This window comes from Variovorax sp. MPBD4-3 (genome assembly GCF_058809745.1).
Genome location: NZ_JBXASW010000005.1, coordinates 149123 through 165039, shown reverse-complemented (window position 1 = coordinate 165039; position 15917 = coordinate 149123). Strand labels below are relative to the sequence as shown.

Here is a 15917-nt window from a genome sequence, read left to right as displayed (position 1 = left end):
CGCTGCATCCTCGAGGCCTGATCCCGGGCGCAAAAAAGCCCGGCGCGCGGCCGGGCTCAAAGTGACAGCGAAATAGACCCGCGGATCAGTGGAACTGTTCTTCTTCGGTCGAGCCCGACAGCGCCTTCACGCTGGACGAACCGCCCTGGATGACGGTGGTCACGTCGTCGAAGTAGCCCGCGCCCACTTCCTGCTGGTGCGACACGAAGGTGTAGCCCTTGTCGCGCGCCGCGAATTCGGGCTCCTGCACCATGTTGACGTAGTGCTTCATGCCTTCGCCGCGAGCATATGCGTGGGCGAACTGGAAGGTGTTGAACCAGTTGACGTGGATGCCGGCCAGCGTGATGAACTGGTACTTGTAGCCCAGCTCCGACAGATCTTCCTGGAACGACGCGATCTGCTTGTCGTCGAGGTTCTTCTTCCAGTTGAACGAAGGCGAGCAGTTATACGACAGCAGCTTGCCCGGGCAGGCAGCGTGCACGGCCTGCGCGAACTCACGGGCGAAGCCGATGTCGGGCACGCCGGTTTCGCACCACACCAGGTCGGCATAGGGCGCATAAGCCACGCCGCGGCTGATGGCTTGCTCCAGGCCGTTCTTGACGCGGTAGAAGCCTTCCTGCGTGCGCTCGCCCGTCAGGAAGGGCTTGTCGTTGGCGTCGTGGTCGGAGGTGATCAGGTTCGCGGCTTCGGCGTCGGTACGGGCCAGCACGATGGTGGGCACGCCCATCACGTCGGCGGCGAAGCGGGCCGAGATCAGCTTCTCGCAGGCTTCCTGCGTCGGCACGAGCACCTTGCCGCCCATGTGGCCGCACTTCTTCACTGCGGCCAGCTGGTCTTCAAAGTGAACGCCGGCAGCGCCGGAGGCGATCATGTTCTTCATCAGCTCGAAGGCGTTCAGCACGCCGCCGAAGCCGGCTTCCGCGTCAGCCACGATCGGCAGGAAGTAATCGATGAATTCCTTGTCGCCCGGGTTGATGCCGCGGCCCCACTGGATTTCATCGGCACGGCGGAAGGTGTTGTTGATGCGACGGACCATCGTCGGCACCGAGTCGTAGGCATAGAGCGACTGGTCGGGATACATCGTTTCCGACGTGTTGCCGTCGGCAGCCACTTGCCAGCCCGAGAGGTACACGGCTTCCAGGCCGGCCTTGGCCTGCTGCATTGCCTGGCCCGCCGAGATGGCGCCGAACGCGTTCACGTAGCCCTTCTTGGCGCCGCCGTTGATCTTGTCCCAGAGCTTCTCCGCGCCGCGCTTGGCCAGCGTGTGCTCGATGGGGAACGAGCCGCGCAGACGCACCACGTCGGCCGCGCTGTAGCCGCGCTTGACGCCCTTCCAGCGGGGGTCGGTGGCCCACTCTTTTTCGAGGGCGGCGATTTGCTGTTCGCGGCTGAGTTGTTCTGTGAGGGTCTGGGGCATGGTCACTCCGTGAGGTTGATTGAGGGTTGGGCGCTGCGGCCGTGGAGTTACTTTAATCCGGCTGCGGACTCTTATGTCTTATAGAAGACATATTTTTCACCCATCAAAATCAACAACTTACAGAGATATTTCTCAATGCAAAATTATTTTTCTCGTATTGAGAAAAAATATTGCGGCGCAGCAGTGGAAGATTTCGCAATGCGCAATCAATCTTTCGCTAGTGAAAATCAAGCACCGATGCGCACCGCGTGCGCGATCCAATCCCCGCTTTCGATCACGCGCTGGCCCACGATGCGCGACGGATGGATCTCGTACACCAGGCAATCGATCCACCGCCCGCCCACCTCCACGCGCACCCGCCGCCTGATGTACTCGCCCGTGTCGTCGTCGGCCACCTCCTCGAGCAGATCGAGCGCCGCCTCCACCGAGGGGTCGATCGCATACACCTCGCCCTTCACGCACCGCGCCCCGACCAGCACCACGCCCGGATAAGTCCCCAGGTCGTACAGCGTGCCGCCGATCGCCGCCTCGCCCACCAGCACAGGCGCGGGCCGGTAGCGCGCGATGTCGTTGCGTCCGCCGCGGCGCAGCGTGCCGTAAACAAAAACGTGGGGCATCATCGAAAAACCGCCTTCCCAGCAACTACTAAAACTTCAGTCTATTGAACTCCGCCGCCCCCACACCAGGCCGCCTCGTGGCCTACGGCTGCCTGGCCTTGAGCATGTCGCTCGTCGGCGGCTACGTTGCCCTCTCCAAGCCCCTCGTTGCCGCCTTCCCGGTGCTGTTGCTCGCATGGCTGCGCTTCGGCATCGCCGCCCTGGCCATGCCGCATTGGCTCAAGCGCACGCCCGACGAGCCACCCATGACGGCGCACACGCGCTGGCTCGTGTTCCTCGAATCGTTCCTCGGCAACTTCCTGTTCTCGATCTGCATGCTGTTCGGCGTGAGCCTGACGAGCGCTGTGTCGGCCGGCGTGATCATGGCGTCGATCCCCGCCTGCGTGGCCGTCGCGAGCTGGCTCTTCCTGCGCGAGCGCATCACGGTGCGCATCGGCCTGGCCATCGCATGCGCCGCGCTCGGCATCGGCCTGCTGGCGCTCTCGCCCGCGCATGCATCGGCCACGCCCTCCGCCTCACCGGCGTCGATGCCCTGGCTGGGCAACCTGCTGGTGTTCTGCGCGGTGCTCTGCGAGACGGCCTATGCGGTGATCGGCAAGTCGCTCACCGGACGCCTCGGCCCCAAGCGCATCGCGTCGCTCATCAACCTCTGGGGCTTCGCGCTGTCGATGCCCTTCGGCATCTGGTTCGCGCTGCAGTTCGACTTCACCGCCGTGCGCTTCGGTACATGGGCACTGCTCGTGGCCTATGCGCTCGCGGCGAGCATCTGGACGGTGTGGCTCTGGATGACCGGACTTCGCAACGTACCAGCCGCACAAGCGGGTGTTTTCGCCGTGCTGCTGCCGGTCAGCGCGGCCCTCGTGGGCGTGCTCGTGCTGGGCGAGAGCCTCTCTTCGACACAGCTGCTCGCGTTCGTGATCGCACTCGTGGGCGTGGTGCTGGCGACGTGGCCCGGGCGCCGGCGGTGAAAACGGGGCTTCTCCCCTCTGAAAAAACAACAACTCCCAATGAAAAAAGCGCTTTTTCCCTTGGAAACGCGTTTCTTCTCATTTAGCATCCGCATTGCCACTGGAGACGCAAGTTTTTCATTGGTGAGTGTTCAACCAAAAAAGGAAATCAACCATGGCAACTGCAAAGAAGGCTCCGGCCAAGAAAGCTCCGGCAAAGAAGGCTGCGGCTCCTGCGAAGAAGGCCGCCGCTCCGGCCAAGAAGGCTGCTGCACCGGCAAAGAAGGCCGCTGCTCCCGCCAAGAAGGCCGCACCGGCGAAGAAGGCTGCTCCTGCAAAGAAGGCCGCTCCCGCAAAGAAGGCTGCTCCCGCCAAGAAGCGCACGCCCAACGCAGCGTTCATGAAGGCACTGACCCCCAGCCCCGCACTGGCTGCCGTGGTCGGGTCCACGCCGCTGCCGCGTACCGCTGTCGTGAGCAAGCTGTGGGACTACATCAAGAAGAACAACCTGCAAGACAAGGCCAACAAGCGCAACATCAACGCCGACGCCAAGCTGAAGGAAATCTTCGGCAAGGCCCAAGTGTCGATGTTCGAACTGGCCGCGCTGATCGGCAAGCACGTCAAGTAAGCGCCCAGGGGCCTCGCGCTCCTGAATCAAGAAGCCGGCTTCCAGCCGGCTTTTTTTTCGCCTGCGTGCGGGGCCTTTCAGGTGCCTTTCACGCCTCGAAGAAGCGCGACGGCGTTCGCCCGAAGTGCTTGCGGAAGGCCTCTATGAAGGCGCTGACCGAGGTGTAGCCCACCGTCAGCGCCACCGCCGTCACCGGCTCCTTCAGGCTCAGAAGCTCCACCGCCTTGAGCAACCTCGCCTGCTGGCGCCACTGCGCGAAGCTCAGCCCGGTCTCGGCAGCGAAGCGGCGCGTGAGCGTGCGGCGGGCCATGCCGATGCGATCGGCCCAATCGTCGATCGTGTCGGGCAGCGACGGGTCGTCGGCCAGCGCGGCGGCCATCGTGGCAAGGCGCTTGTCCTGCGGCATCGGCAGGTGCAATGAAGGACGTTCGCCCACCGCGAGTTCATCGACCAGCACGCCGACCAAGCGCGCGCGGCGCGCATCGAGCGAACCGGCAGAAGCATCGAGCGAGGTCAGCCGGTCGACCAGCCCCTGCACCAGAGGCGTTGCGGCAAACACATGCGGCCCATCGGGCAGGAGTCCGGCCAACCGAGCATCGACGTGCAGGCTCCAGCCCGCCGTAGGACCGAAGCTCTGCGCCGCGTGAGCGCACCGCGGCGCGATCCATCCGATCCACCCCGGCGGTTGCACCCAGCGGCCCGACGGCGTCTCGATGACCTGCAAACCCTCGCGCAAGGCGAACAGCTGGCCGTCCTCATGGGCGTGGTAGCCCGTGACGCGCGGCGCCTCGTAGGCGCTGATCCAGAGCTTCACAGGGCCATCAACAGCCATGGGTGGCCCGCCGGCGGTATCGATTGGCCCCGCGCCGCAAGCCCGAAGACCTGCTGCTGCCTAGCATCGGTCTCATCTTCACTGCCCCTTCAAAGGAACAAAGATGAGAGCCCAAGACGTATTGCCCGACGGCCAGGACTTCGCCGTCATCGACGGCCAGCCCCTGCGCAAGGGATCGGTGGCCGCCTTCCTCGCCAACGTGCGCATCCTCGAAGACGCAAGCACGCCGGCCGCCGACAGGCAAGCCGCCGAGCAAGACCTGGCTTCCCTGATTCCCACGCTCGACGCACTGGGCCTGTTCGACGTGTTCGAACTGCGGTCGCCCGCCTTGCGCGCCGAGGTGGCACGTCATCGCGCGGCGCTCAGCCCCGCGCCTGTTGTTGCTGCTGCTTTGCCGCGCGCGTGATCGACGCCAGCGTGCCGCGCGTGGTGATCACCTCGGGGTCCAGCGGAATCTCGATCAGCGTGCCCGTGTCGGCCGCCAGCGCGCGCAGCAGCGCGGCCTCGAACTGCGACGTCTGCGTCACGCGCTCGGCCGCATAGCCGTAGGCGCGCGCGAGGCCGCAGAAGTCGGGGTTGCGCAGCGCCGTGCCGCTCGTGCGGTCAGGGTATTCGCGCTCCTGGTGCATGCGGATGGTGCCGAACATGCCGTTGTTCAGCAGCACGATGATGCTCTTGCCGCCGTGCTGCGAAGCCGTCGCCAGTTCCTGCCCCGTCATCAGGAAATCGCCATCGCCTGCAATGGTGAAGGCCACCCGCCCCGTCGCCAGGTTGGCCGCAATGCCGGCCGGCACCCCGTAGCCCATCGCACCGCTGGTGGGCGCCAGCTGCGTCTTGGCGCCCTTGGCGAGCCCGTGATAGCGAAAGTAGCGGTGCACCCAGCTCGCGAAGTTGCCCGCGCCGTTGGTGATGGCGGCGTCCGCCGGCAGGTGCTTCTGCAGCAGCGCGACGACCGCCGCCATGTCGACCGGCCCGCGCGGCGTTTCGGCGGGCATGCCGGCCAGCGCCTGGGGCTCGAGGTTGGCCTCGTAGTCCGCGTGGGCCTGCAGGGCCCATTCTTCCCAGGGCAGCGTCGGCGGCGCGCTCAGCACCTCGAGGCTGCGCGCGGCGGCGCTCATGCCGGCGTTGATGGCCAGGTCGGCCTGGTAGACGCGGTTGAGTTCTTCCGCGCTTGCGTGGATGTGCACCAGCGTCTGCTTCGCCTTGGGCGCCTCGAGCAGCGTGTAGCCGCCGGTCGTCATCTCGCCCAGGCGAGGGCCGATGGCCAGGATCAGGTCGGCATCTTTCACGCGCTGCGCAAGCTTCGGGTTGATCGCGATGCCGACGTCGCCCGCGTACAGCGGATGGTGGTTGTCGAAGGTGTCCTGAAAGCGGAAGGCATTCGCCACCGGCAGCCGCCAGTTCTCGGCAAAGCGCTGCAGCGCCTGCGCGGCCTGCGTCGTCCAGCCGCCGCCCCCCGCGATGACCAGCGGACGCTGCGACTTCAGCAGCAGCTCGCGCAACGTGCGCAGGGCGCCAGGGTCGCTCCACGGCTCGACCGCCTCCACGCGCGCCAGCGGCCGCGCGCTGGTCTCGCTGCGCAGCATGTCTTCCGGCAGCACCAGCACCACCGGGCCCGGCCGCCCGTTCATTGCGGTGGCGAAGGCGCGCGCCACGTACTCCGGAATGCGGTCGGCGTCGTCGATGCGCTCCACCCGCTTGGCGAAGCCCTTGGTGCTCGGCCCGAAGAAGCTGCCGTAGTCGACCTCCTGAAAGGCCTCGCGGTCGCGGAAGTCGCTGCCGACGTCGCCCACGAACAGCACCATCGGCGTCGAGTCCTGGAAGGCGTTGTGCACGCCGATCGACGCATTGGTCGCGCCCGGGCCTCGGGTCACGAAGCACACGCCCGGGCGCCCCGTGAGCTTGCCGTGCGCCTCGGCCATGAAGGCCGCGCCGCCCTCCTGCCGGTTGACGATGAAGCGCGCGCGGTCGCGGTAGGCATGAAAACCGTCCAGCACCGCCAGGAAGCTTTCGCCCGGCACGCCGAACGCGATATTCATCCCTTGCTCGACCAGGCACTCCACGATCAGGTGGCCTGCGGGTTGTGATGTACTCATGTGAAGAAGAACCTCGCTACGAATGTCTCCGGCAATTATGTGCGCCCCCTGCAGACGCCTTGCGTTAATTCCCCAATTGGTTAAATTCGCGACATGAAGGCCCCCAAGGACTCCACGCCCGACGCCCATGAAGCGACCGAAACGCTCGAGCCACGCTCGCGCGACGCCGATCGCTCGCAGCTCGCCATCCTCGCGTCGGCGCGCGACGAGTTCTCCGCGCGCGGGCTCGCCGGCGCGCGCATGGACAGCATCGCCGAGCGCGCCGGGCTCAACAAGCGCCTCATCTACTACTACTTCGGCAGCAAGGACGACCTGTTCCTTGCGGTGCTGGAGCGCGTGTACGCCGATATCCGCGAGGCCGAGCAGCGCCTGCACCTCGACGAGATCGACCCCGTGGAGGCCATCCGCCAGCTGGTGTCGTTCACCTGGCACTACTACCTGGAGCACCCGGAGTTCATCACGCTGCTCAACAGCGAGAACCTGCATTGCGCGTCGCACCTGAAGCGCTCCGAGCGCATCCAGGAAATGAACTCGCCGCTGGTGCAGCTGCTCGACACCGTGCTCGAACGCGGCCGCCGCGACAACCTGTTCCGCGCCGGCGTGGACCCGGTGCAGCTCTACATCTCCATCGCGTCGCTGTGCTACTTCTACCTGTCGAACAACCACACGCTGTCGGCCATCTTCGGCCGTGACCTGCGGGCCCCCAAGGCGATGGCGCAACGCCTCTCGCACATGACAGACCTCGTGCTGGGCTACGTCCTGCACTGACGCACCGGGCGCGCCCATCCGCGGCGCGCCCTCCGACTCTCCGGGTATTCACTAGGCAGCGGCCGTTGACGCTGCGGCGCAGCCATTTCTAAAATCCATAATTCACTCAATGGTGAATTGATCGATACAAGAAGCGGCCCGACCGCGCGGAGACATCCATGAAGTTCTTTGCAAGCACTGCACGCACCACTGTCGTTGCCTCGCTGACCTGCATCGCTGCCCTGCTGCCGGGCATCGCCTCGGCACAGAACGGCTATCCGTCCAAGCCGATCCGCGTGATCGTGCCCTTCGCCGCCGGCAGCACCACCGACATCATTGCGCGCGCCATCACCGACAAGATGGGTGCGAGCATGGGCCAGCCGCTGGTCATCGACAACCGCGGCGGCGCCAGCGGCACCATCGGGCAGCAGGCGGTGGCCACGGCCGCGCCCGACGGCTACACGCTGATGATCCACTCGTCGTCGCACACGGTCAGCCCATCGACATTCGCCAAGCTGCCCTTCGACACGGTGCACGACTTCGCCGGCATCACGCCGATCTCGTCGTTGCCCAACGCGCTGGTGATCTCGCCGTCGAAGAACATCAAGACCCTGCCGCAGCTGCTGGCCGCCGCGCGCGCCAAGCCGGGCAGCATGAACTTCGCCTCGGCCGGACAGGGCAGCGCCACCCACCTGAACGCCGAAAAATTCAAGATGGCCGCGAAGATCGACGCGACCAACATCCCGTTCAAGGGATCGGGCGAAGCCGTGACCGAGGTGCTCTCCGGCCGCGTCGACTACTACTTCTCGCCCATCGCGCCGGTCATCGGCCAGATCAAGGAAGGCCAGCTGCTGGCGCTGGCCGTCGGTTCGCCCAAGCGTGCCGCCGCGCTGCCCGACGTGCCCACCACCACCGAGGCCGGCGTGCCCGGCTCCGAGTTCAACTTCTGGATCGGAATGATGGCGCCCGCCAAGACGCCGCGCGACATCGTCGAGCGGCTGCACGCCGAAGTGGCCAAGGCGCTGGCCACGCCCGAGGTGAAGGAGCGCTTCGCCAAGCTCGGCGCCGATCCGTGGACGCTCAAGCCCGCGCAGTTCGACGCCTACATCAAGGAAGAGATCGCCAGCAACGCCGATCTCGTGAAGGCCGCCGGCCTGTCGGTCCAACAGTAAGCCAGAAAGTCCCGGCACCTCCATGCTCCGCAAGCTCCTGCTCTCCCCTGCCCTGCGCCCTTTCCTGCTGATCCTGATGCTGCTGGTGCTGTGGGACCTGGCGATCCGCCTCTTCAAGATTCCCGCCTACCTGATTCCGCCGCCGTGGGAGGTGGTGAAGCAGCTCGTCGCCGAATGGCCGCACCTGCTCGCCGAAAGCTGGAAGACCACGCTCGCCACGCTCGGCGGCTTCGGCCTGACGATCCTGATCGGCATTCCGATCGCGATGGTCATCGCCTACTCGCGCGTGGTCGAGTCGTATGTGTACCCGCTGCTGGTGTTCTCGCAGAGCATTCCCAAGGTGGCCATCGCGCCGCTGTTCGTGGTGTGGTTCGGCTTCGGCATCTTCCCCAAGGTGATCAGCGCCTTCCTGCTGGGCTTCTTCCCGGTGGTGGTGTCCACGGTGATGGGCTTCAAGTCGGTGGAGCCCGACATGCTCGATCTCTCTCGCTCGATGGGCGCGAGCCGCCTGCAGACCTTCTTCAAGATCAGCCTGCCGCAGGCCCTGCCACAGATCTTCAGCGGCCTGAAGGTGTCGGTCACGCTGGCCGTGGTGGGCGCGGTGGTCGGTGAATTCGTCGGCTCCAACTCCGGCATCGGGTACGTGCTGCAGGTGGCCAACGGCAACTTCGACCTGCCCCTGATGTTTGCCGCGCTGGTGGTCCTGTCGAGCATCGGCGTCATTCTTTTCGTCGCGGTCGACCTGGTCGAGCGCGTGATGATTCCGTGGCATGCCTCGCAGCGCCACACGCACTGAGTTACTTCGCAAAAACCGACAACTCCCGGAGACAACACCATGAAGAAACTGCTTCCCTCGCTGCTCGCCGCGGCTGCGCTCGCCACCTTTTCCATGGCGCCGGCCCATGCCCAGGGCGACAAGCCCAAGGACAAGGTCACGCTGATGCTCAACTGGTACCTGTACAGCGAGCACGCGCCCTTCTTCCTCGGCAAGGAAAAGGGCTTCTACGCCGAAGAGGGCATCGACCTCGACATACAGGAAGGCCGCGGCTCCGCCGTCACCGCGCAGGCGGTGGCCGCCAAGTCGGCCACCTTCGGCTACATCGACGTCACCACCATGATCAAGGCCGCCGCCAAGGGCGCGCCGCTGAAGTCGACCGGCGTGCTGTTCCAGGTGAGTCCGATGTCGGTCATGGGCTTCACCGAGAAGAACATCAAGACGCCGAAGGACATCATCGGCAAGACCGTGGCCGTGACACCGGGCGACTCGATGTCGCAGATGTGGCCGCTGTTCCTGAAGGTCAACGACATCAAGCCCGACCAGGTGAAGATCGTCTCGGGCGACGGACAGACCAAGCTCAATGCCGTGACCAACGGCCAGGCGGACCTGTTGCTGGGCTATGTGATGGACCAGGCCATCAAGCTGCAGGACGCCACCGGCAAGCCCGTGACGCCGATCCGCTTCGCCGACTCCGGCGTGAACCAGATCAGCTCCGGGATCATCACCAACAAGAACCTGCTGACCGAGAACCCCGACCTGGTGAAGCGCTTCATGCGCGCCTCCACCAAGGCCGCGGAAGCCGCCGAGAAGAGCCCCGAGGCGGCGGTCGACGCCATGCTCAAGGCCAACGCCAAGGCCGGCGTGCGCGACACGCTCATCGTGGGCATGAAGCAGAGCATCGCCCTCTATCACACGAAGGAAACCGCCAACCAGCGCCCGTTCCGCGTGACCATGAAGAACGTCAGCGACTCGCTCGACCTGCTGGTGCAGTACGGCGGCATGGACGCTTCCACGCGCGGCAAACCGGAAGACTACGTCACCCTCGACTTCCTGCCCTGACCCGCCCCTGCCCCTGAACCCGCGCGCCTTTCGCTGCCGCCACCTCTCACGCATTCCATGTCCCAAGTCAACCTGATCGAAGCGCGCGGCGTCTCGAAGATCTACCAAAGCAAGGACGGCCCGGTCGAGTCGCTCAAGCCGCTCGACTTCGCCATCGGGGAAGGCGAGTTCGTCTCGGTCGTCGGCCCCTCGGGCTGCGGCAAGAGCACCTTGCTGAAGATGGTGGCGGGCCTGCTGCCGATCAGCGGCGGCAGCCTCACGCTGGCCGGCAAGCCCATCAAGGGCCCGCAGAAGGACGTGGGCATCGTGTTCCAGAGCGCGGTGCTGCTGCCCTGGCGCAGCGTGGAAGACAACATCCTGCTGCAGGCCGAGATGCGCCATCTGCCCATGGACGCCGCGAAGGCCCGTGCACGCAACCTGATGGAGATGGCCGGCCTGAAGGGCTTCGAGGGCAAGTACCCGTGGCAGCTGTCTGGCGGCATGCAGCAGCGCGCATCGATTTGCCGCGCCCTGCTGCACGACCCGTCGGTGCTGCTGATGGACGAGCCCTTCGGCGCGCTGGACGCCATGACGCGCGAGAAGATGAACCTGGAGCTGCAGCGCATCTGGATGGCGTCGAAGAAGACGGTGATGCTCATCACCCACAGCATTCCCGAGGCCATCTTCCTGTCGGACCGCGTGATCGTGATGAGCGAGCGGCCCGGCTCCATTGCCGCGGTGTACGACATCGACCTGCCGCGCGCCCGCACGCTCGACATGATGGCCTCGCCCGAGTTCGGCGCCTACACGAAGCTGGTGCGCGCGCATTTCTTCTCGCAGGGCATCCTGGACCACTGAAGGCGACGGCCATGGACGCGATCCGTTTTCATGTCGAGGAGATCCGCTTCGCCGAGCGCAACGTGGCGCTGCGGCTGCCGTTCCGTTTCGGCGCGGCCACGGTCACGGCCTGCCCGCAGGTCTACGTGAAGGCCCGCATCCGCTTCGCGGACGGCCGCACGGCCGAGGGCTGCGCGGCCGAGATGATGGTGCCCAAGTGGTTCGACAAGAATCCCGCGCTCACCAACGAACAGAACTTCGAGCAACTGCGCTTCGCCCTGCGCGATTCGCGCGAGGCCTATACCGCCGAGGCCGACGCCCAGACCGCGTGGACGCATTTCGCCTCCAACTACGCCGCGCTGCAAAGCCGCGCCAGGGCCAAGGGCCTGCAGCCGCTGGTGGCCAGCTACGGCCCGGCGCTGATCGACCGCGCACTGCTCGACGCCCTGTGCCTGCACAGCGGCCTGAGCTTTGCCACCGCGATGAGCGGCAACCTCGCCGGCATCGACATCGCGGGCAGCGGCCTGGCCGACGACCTCGCGGGCTTCGACATGCCGGGCTTCCTGGCCAGGCAATCGCCGCGAACCCGCATCGCCGCGCGCCACACCGTGGGCCTGGCCGATGCCATCGACGACAGCGACGCGCTGCCCGATGCGCCCGATGACGGCCTGCCCGCCACGCTCGCAGCCGCCGTGCGCCGCTACGCCCTCACCCATTTCAAGCTCAAGCTCTGCGGCGACACCGCGCAGGACATCGCGCGGCTCGAACGCATCGCCCGCGTCATCGACGGGCACGCCCAGCTCGTGACGCTCGACGGCAACGAGCAGTACGCCGACGCGGACGCCTTTGGCGCGTTCCTCGACCGCATGCTGTCCACGCCCTCGCTGCGCACGCTGGTGCGGAAGACGGCGTTCGTCGAGCAGCCGATCCGCCGCGACGCCGCATTGCAGCGCGACGTGTCGGCACTGGGCAAGCGCATTCCGCTTCTCATCGACGAATCCGACAGCACGCTCGACGCCTTCGTGCAGGCCCGCGCGCTCGGCTACACCGGCGTGTCGAGCAAGAGCTGCAAGGGCTTCTACAAGTCGATCGTCAATGCCGCGCGCTGCGCGCAGTGGAACGCGGCCGGCGACACGGCACGCCACTTCCTGTCCGGCGAAGACCTCACCATGCAGGCCGGCATCGGCGTGCAGCAGGACCTGGCGCTGGTCGCCTGGCTCGGGCTCTCGCACGTCGAACGCAACGGCCACCACTACGTCAACGGCCTCGCGGCCTCGCCCCAGGCCGAGCAGCAGGCGCTGCTGAAGCTGCATCCCGGCCTCTACGAACCCAGCGACGGCGCAGTGCGCCTCGCCATCCGCGAAGGGCAGCTCGATCTGTCCTCGCTCGCCAACGCGCCCGGCTTTGCCACCGGCAAACCCGGCGCCGGCATCTCGTGGGACGCCATGCGTTCCGTCTACTGAAGCACCCTCTTCAATCCCTGTCTCTCTCGCATCTCAAGGAAGAAAACGATGGCCACCCAACGTCTCGGAATCATCATGCACGGCGTCACCGGCCGCATGGGCATGAACCAGCATCTGATCCGCTCGATCTGCGCGATCCGCGCGCAAGGCGGCGTCACGCTGTCGAACGGCGACAAGGTGATGCCCGACCCGATCCTCATCGGCCGCAACGCCGAGAAGATGGAAGCGCTGGCCAGGGCGCACAACATCCCGCGCTGGGGCACCGACCTCGACAAGGCCCTGGAGAAAAAGGACGACACCATCTTCTTCGACGCCGGCACCACGCAGATGCGCCCCACCCTGCTTGCCAAGGCCATCCGCGCCGGCAAGCACGTGTACTGCGAGAAGCCGATTGCCACCAACCTGAACGAGGCCGTCGAAATCGCACGCCTGGCCGAAGGCTCGGGCCTCAAGCACGGCGCGGTACAGGACAAGCTCTTCCTGCCCGGCCTGCGCAAGCTCGACATGCTGCGCCGCGCCGGCTTCTTCGGCCGCATGCTCAGCGTGCGCCTGGAGTTCGGCTACTGGGTGTTCGAAGGCGACCTGCAGCCCATCCAGCGCCCGAGCTGGAACTACCGCAAGGAAGACGGCGGCGGGATGATCCTGGACATGATGTGCCACTGGCGCTATGTGCTGGACAACCTGTTCGGCGAGGTGAAGTCGGTGTCGTGCATTGGCGCCACGCACATCCCCAAGCGCTGGGACGAAGCCGGCAAGCCGTATGAAGCCACCGCCGACGACGCTGCCTACGCCACCTGCGAACTCACCGGCCACAACGGCGAGCCGGTCATCGCGCAGATCAACATGAGCTGGGTCACGCGCGTGCGCCGCGACGACCTGGTGACCTTCCACGTCGACGGCACCGACGGCTCCGCCGTGGCCGGCCTGTCGAGCTGCCGCGCCCAGTCGCGCGTGGCCACGCCGCGCCCGGTGTGGAACCCCGACGAGAAGCAGACCATGAACTTCTTCGACCAGTGGCAGGAGATTCCGGACTCGCAGGTCTACGACAACGGCTTCAAGATCCAGTGGGAGCACTTCATTCGCCACGTGGTCGAGAACGCGCCCTACAAGTGGACGCTGCCCGAAGGCGCCAAGGGCGTGCAGCTGGTCGAGGCCGCGCTCGAATCGTGGCAGGACCGCCGCTGGGTCGACGTGCCGGCGCTGAAGGTCTGAGGCAGGCATGGCGCTTTCTCTCACCCTCCCCTCCGCAAGCGGCGCGCTCGCGCCCTACGCGTTGCGCGGCACCGCGCCGGTCAAGCCCGGCGCGGGCGTGAAGTTCAACCGCATTGCGTACTCGGCCGCGCATGTGGTGGCCGACCCGCTGGCCGCCATCGACCCGTGGCTGCAATGCACGGTCGACTGGGACACCACCATCGCCTACCGCCGCCACCTGTTTTCGCTGGGCCTGGGCGTGGCCGAGGCCATGGACACCGCGCAGCGCGGCATGGGGCTGGACTGGCCCACGTCGCTGGAGCTGATCCGCCGCTCGCTCGATGCCGCGAAGGACGTGCCCGGCGCGCTGGTCGCCTCGGGCTGCGGCACGGACCACCTGGACATCGACAGCGTGAAGAGCGTCGACGACGTGATCCGCGGCTATGAAGAGCAGATGGCCGCCATCGAGGCCCTGGGCGGCAAGCTGATCGTGATGGCCAGCCGCGCGCTCGCCCGCGTGGCGAAGAGCCCTGCCGACTACGAGCGCGTGTACGACCGCATCCTGAGCCAGGCGAAGCAGCCGGTGGTGCTGCACTGGCTGGGCGACATGTTCGACCCCGCATTGGCCGGCTACTGGGGCACCAAGGACGTGGACGCGGCCATGGACACGGCGCTGGGCATCATCGCCGCGCACCCGGACAAGGTCGACGGCATCAAGATCTCCCTGCTCGACAAGGACAAGGAAATCGCGATGCGCCGCCGCCTGCCGGCCGGTGTGCGCATGTACACGGGCGACGACTTCAACTACGCCGAGCTGATCGCGGGCGACGGCTTCGGCAGCGAGCCCACGCACGGCAAGAGCGACGCACTGCTGGGCATCTTCGACGCCATCGCCCCCGCGGCCAGCGCGGCCCTCGGGGCACTGGCGCAGGGCGACGAGAAGAAGTTCCACGACATCCTCGGCCCCACGGTGCCGCTGTCGCGCCACATCTTTGCGGCGCCCACGCGCTTCTACAAGACCGGCGTGGTGTTCATGGCCTGGCTCAACGGCCACCAGAAGCACTTCACCATGGTCGGCGGCCAGCAGAGCACACGCTCGCTGCAGCACTTTGCGGAACTGTTCCGGCTGGCCGATGCGGCCAATCTGCTGGAGCAGCCGGAGCTGGCTGTGCAGCGCATGAAGACGCTGCTGGCCCTGCACGGCGTGGAAGGTTGAAGCAGCCCATGCGCGATTTCTCGCAAGACCACGACTGGCTGTCGATCAACACCGCCACGGTTCGCAAGCAACTGGGCGCCGAGGTGCCGCTGGACCGCATCATCGACCAGTGCGCCGAGCGCGGCATCCGCGCGATCAGCCCGTGGCGCGACCAAGTGGCGGCTGTCGGTCTCGACAAGGTGGCGAAGCAGTTGAAGGCGCACGGCATCGGCCTCTCGGGCTACTGCCGCGGCGGCTTCTTCCCCGCGCCGGATGCAGCCGGACTGAAGGCCTCGCTGGAAGACAACCGCCGCGCCATCGACGAAGCGAAGACGCTCGATGCGCCCTGCCTGGTGCTGGTGGTCGGCGCGCTGCCTGGTGCGCTCGATGGCAAGGCGGCCTACAAGGACATCGGCCGCGCGCGCGCACAAGTGCGCGACGGCATCGCCGCATCGCTCGAGTACGCCCGCGAGGTCGGCATGCCGCTGGCCATCGAGCCCCTGCACCCGATGCAGGCGGCCGACCGCGCATGCATCAACACGCTGGAGCATGCGCTCGATCTGTGCGACGAGCTCGACGCGGGCAAGAGCGGCATGCTGGGCGTGGCGCTGGACATCTATCACGTTTGGTGGGACCCGAAGCTGCAGCAGCAGATCGCCCGCGCCGGCCGCGAGCGGCTGCTGGCGTATCACGTCTGCGACTGGCTCACGCCCACGCGCGATCTGCTGAGCGATCGCGGGATGATGGGTGACGGGGTGGTCGAGCTGAAGAAGATCCGGGGGTGGGTGGAGGACGCTGGGTTCTCTGGCTTCAGCGAAGTGGAGATTTTTTCGAATCTCGACTGGTGGCAGCGGGCTGGTCACGAGACTCTGGACGTCTGCATCGAGCGGCACAAGCAGGCTGTCTAAAGCCGATCTTTGTTCGGGGCGCGTGCACAGGCCACCGGGTACTCCCCTCCG

At 66.4% G+C, this 15917-nt stretch carries 16 protein-coding genes; 12 read left to right on the top strand and 4 right to left on the bottom strand.

Annotated features, from left to right (window positions below; genetic code table 11):
• Positions 1-85 precede the first annotated feature (85 nt).
• Together aceA and AC1RVW_RS04805 are read right to left on the bottom strand one after the other, a co-directional pair.
• Positions 86-1417, bottom strand: coding sequence for an isocitrate lyase (gene aceA, locus AC1RVW_RS04810; protein WP_007832492.1), 1332 nt, complete (start codon positions 1415-1417; stop codon positions 86-88).
• Positions 1418-1644: 227 nt separating this feature from the next.
• The gene (locus AC1RVW_RS04805; protein ID WP_493198325.1) at positions 1645-2037 is read right to left on the bottom strand and encodes a gamma-glutamylcyclotransferase family protein; all 393 of its coding nucleotides are present in this window, start codon (positions 2035-2037) and stop codon (positions 1645-1647) included.
• A gap of 41 nt (positions 2038-2078) precedes the next feature.
• Here AC1RVW_RS04805 and AC1RVW_RS04800 point away from each other — a divergent pair, with 41 nt between their 5' ends.
• Positions 2079-3002, top strand: coding sequence for a DMT family transporter (locus AC1RVW_RS04800; protein WP_106934941.1), 924 nt, complete (start codon positions 2079-2081; stop codon positions 3000-3002).
• A 154-nt stretch (positions 3003-3156) separates the two neighbouring features.
• Positions 3157-3609, top strand: coding sequence for an SWIB/MDM2 domain-containing protein (locus AC1RVW_RS04795; protein WP_081266636.1), 453 nt, complete (start codon positions 3157-3159; stop codon positions 3607-3609).
• Positions 3610-3697: 88 nt separating this feature from the next.
• Here AC1RVW_RS04795 and AC1RVW_RS04790 read toward each other — a convergent pair whose 3' ends face one another.
• Positions 3698-4441: a helix-turn-helix domain-containing protein gene (locus AC1RVW_RS04790; protein ID WP_493198323.1), complete on the bottom strand. Its 744-nt coding sequence runs from the start codon at positions 4439-4441 to the stop codon at positions 3698-3700.
• A 103-nt stretch (positions 4442-4544) separates the two neighbouring features.
• On the opposite strand from AC1RVW_RS04790, the gene AC1RVW_RS04785 reads away from it, so the two are divergent.
• Entirely contained in the window at positions 4545-4847 is a 303-nt protein-coding gene (locus tag AC1RVW_RS04785; protein ID WP_493198321.1) for a hypothetical protein, read from the top strand.
• Here the strand turns inward: AC1RVW_RS04785 and AC1RVW_RS04780 are convergent.
• Entirely contained in the window at positions 4804-6537 is a 1734-nt protein-coding gene (locus AC1RVW_RS04780; protein ID WP_493198319.1) for a thiamine pyrophosphate-binding protein, read from the bottom strand. The genes AC1RVW_RS04785 and AC1RVW_RS04780 overlap by 44 nt on opposite strands.
• Before the next feature lie 93 nt (positions 6538-6630).
• Between AC1RVW_RS04780 and AC1RVW_RS04775 the strand changes: the two genes are divergently transcribed.
• From AC1RVW_RS04775 to AC1RVW_RS04735, 9 genes are all read left to right on the top strand, one after another.
• A complete protein-coding gene (locus AC1RVW_RS04775) occupies positions 6631-7305 on the top strand; it encodes a TetR/AcrR family transcriptional regulator (RefSeq protein WP_081266633.1) in 675 nt (224 codons plus the stop codon).
• A 158-nt stretch (positions 7306-7463) separates the two neighbouring features.
• Positions 7464-8456, top strand: a complete 993-nt coding sequence (locus AC1RVW_RS04770; RefSeq protein ID WP_493198317.1) for a tripartite tricarboxylate transporter substrate binding protein — start codon at positions 7464-7466, stop codon at positions 8454-8456.
• A gap of 22 nt (positions 8457-8478) precedes the next feature.
• The gene (locus tag AC1RVW_RS04765) at positions 8479-9252 is read left to right on the top strand and encodes an ABC transporter permease (protein WP_106934946.1); all 774 of its coding nucleotides are present in this window, start codon (positions 8479-8481) and stop codon (positions 9250-9252) included.
• A gap of 39 nt (positions 9253-9291) precedes the next feature.
• The gene (locus AC1RVW_RS04760; RefSeq protein ID WP_285412342.1) at positions 9292-10293 is read left to right on the top strand and encodes an ABC transporter substrate-binding protein; all 1002 of its coding nucleotides are present in this window, start codon (positions 9292-9294) and stop codon (positions 10291-10293) included.
• Between the two features lie 57 nt (positions 10294-10350).
• Entirely contained in the window at positions 10351-11130 is a 780-nt protein-coding gene (locus AC1RVW_RS04755) for an ABC transporter ATP-binding protein (protein ID WP_106934948.1), read from the top strand.
• A gap of 11 nt (positions 11131-11141) precedes the next feature.
• Positions 11142-12572 (top strand): enolase C-terminal domain-like protein, encoded by a 1431-nt coding sequence (locus tag AC1RVW_RS04750; protein ID WP_493198315.1) that lies wholly within the window; start codon positions 11142-11144, stop codon positions 12570-12572.
• Positions 12573-12620: 48 nt separating this feature from the next.
• A complete protein-coding gene (locus AC1RVW_RS04745) occupies positions 12621-13784 on the top strand; it encodes a Gfo/Idh/MocA family protein (protein WP_493198313.1) in 1164 nt (387 codons plus the stop codon).
• 7 nt (positions 13785-13791) lie between these two features.
• A complete protein-coding gene (locus AC1RVW_RS04740) occupies positions 13792-14979 on the top strand; it encodes a dihydrodipicolinate synthase family protein (protein WP_493198311.1) in 1188 nt (395 codons plus the stop codon).
• Between the two features lie 8 nt (positions 14980-14987).
• Positions 14988-15866, top strand: coding sequence for a sugar phosphate isomerase/epimerase family protein (locus AC1RVW_RS04735; RefSeq protein WP_493198309.1), 879 nt, complete (start codon positions 14988-14990; stop codon positions 15864-15866).
• Positions 15867-15917: the final 51 nt, after the last annotated feature.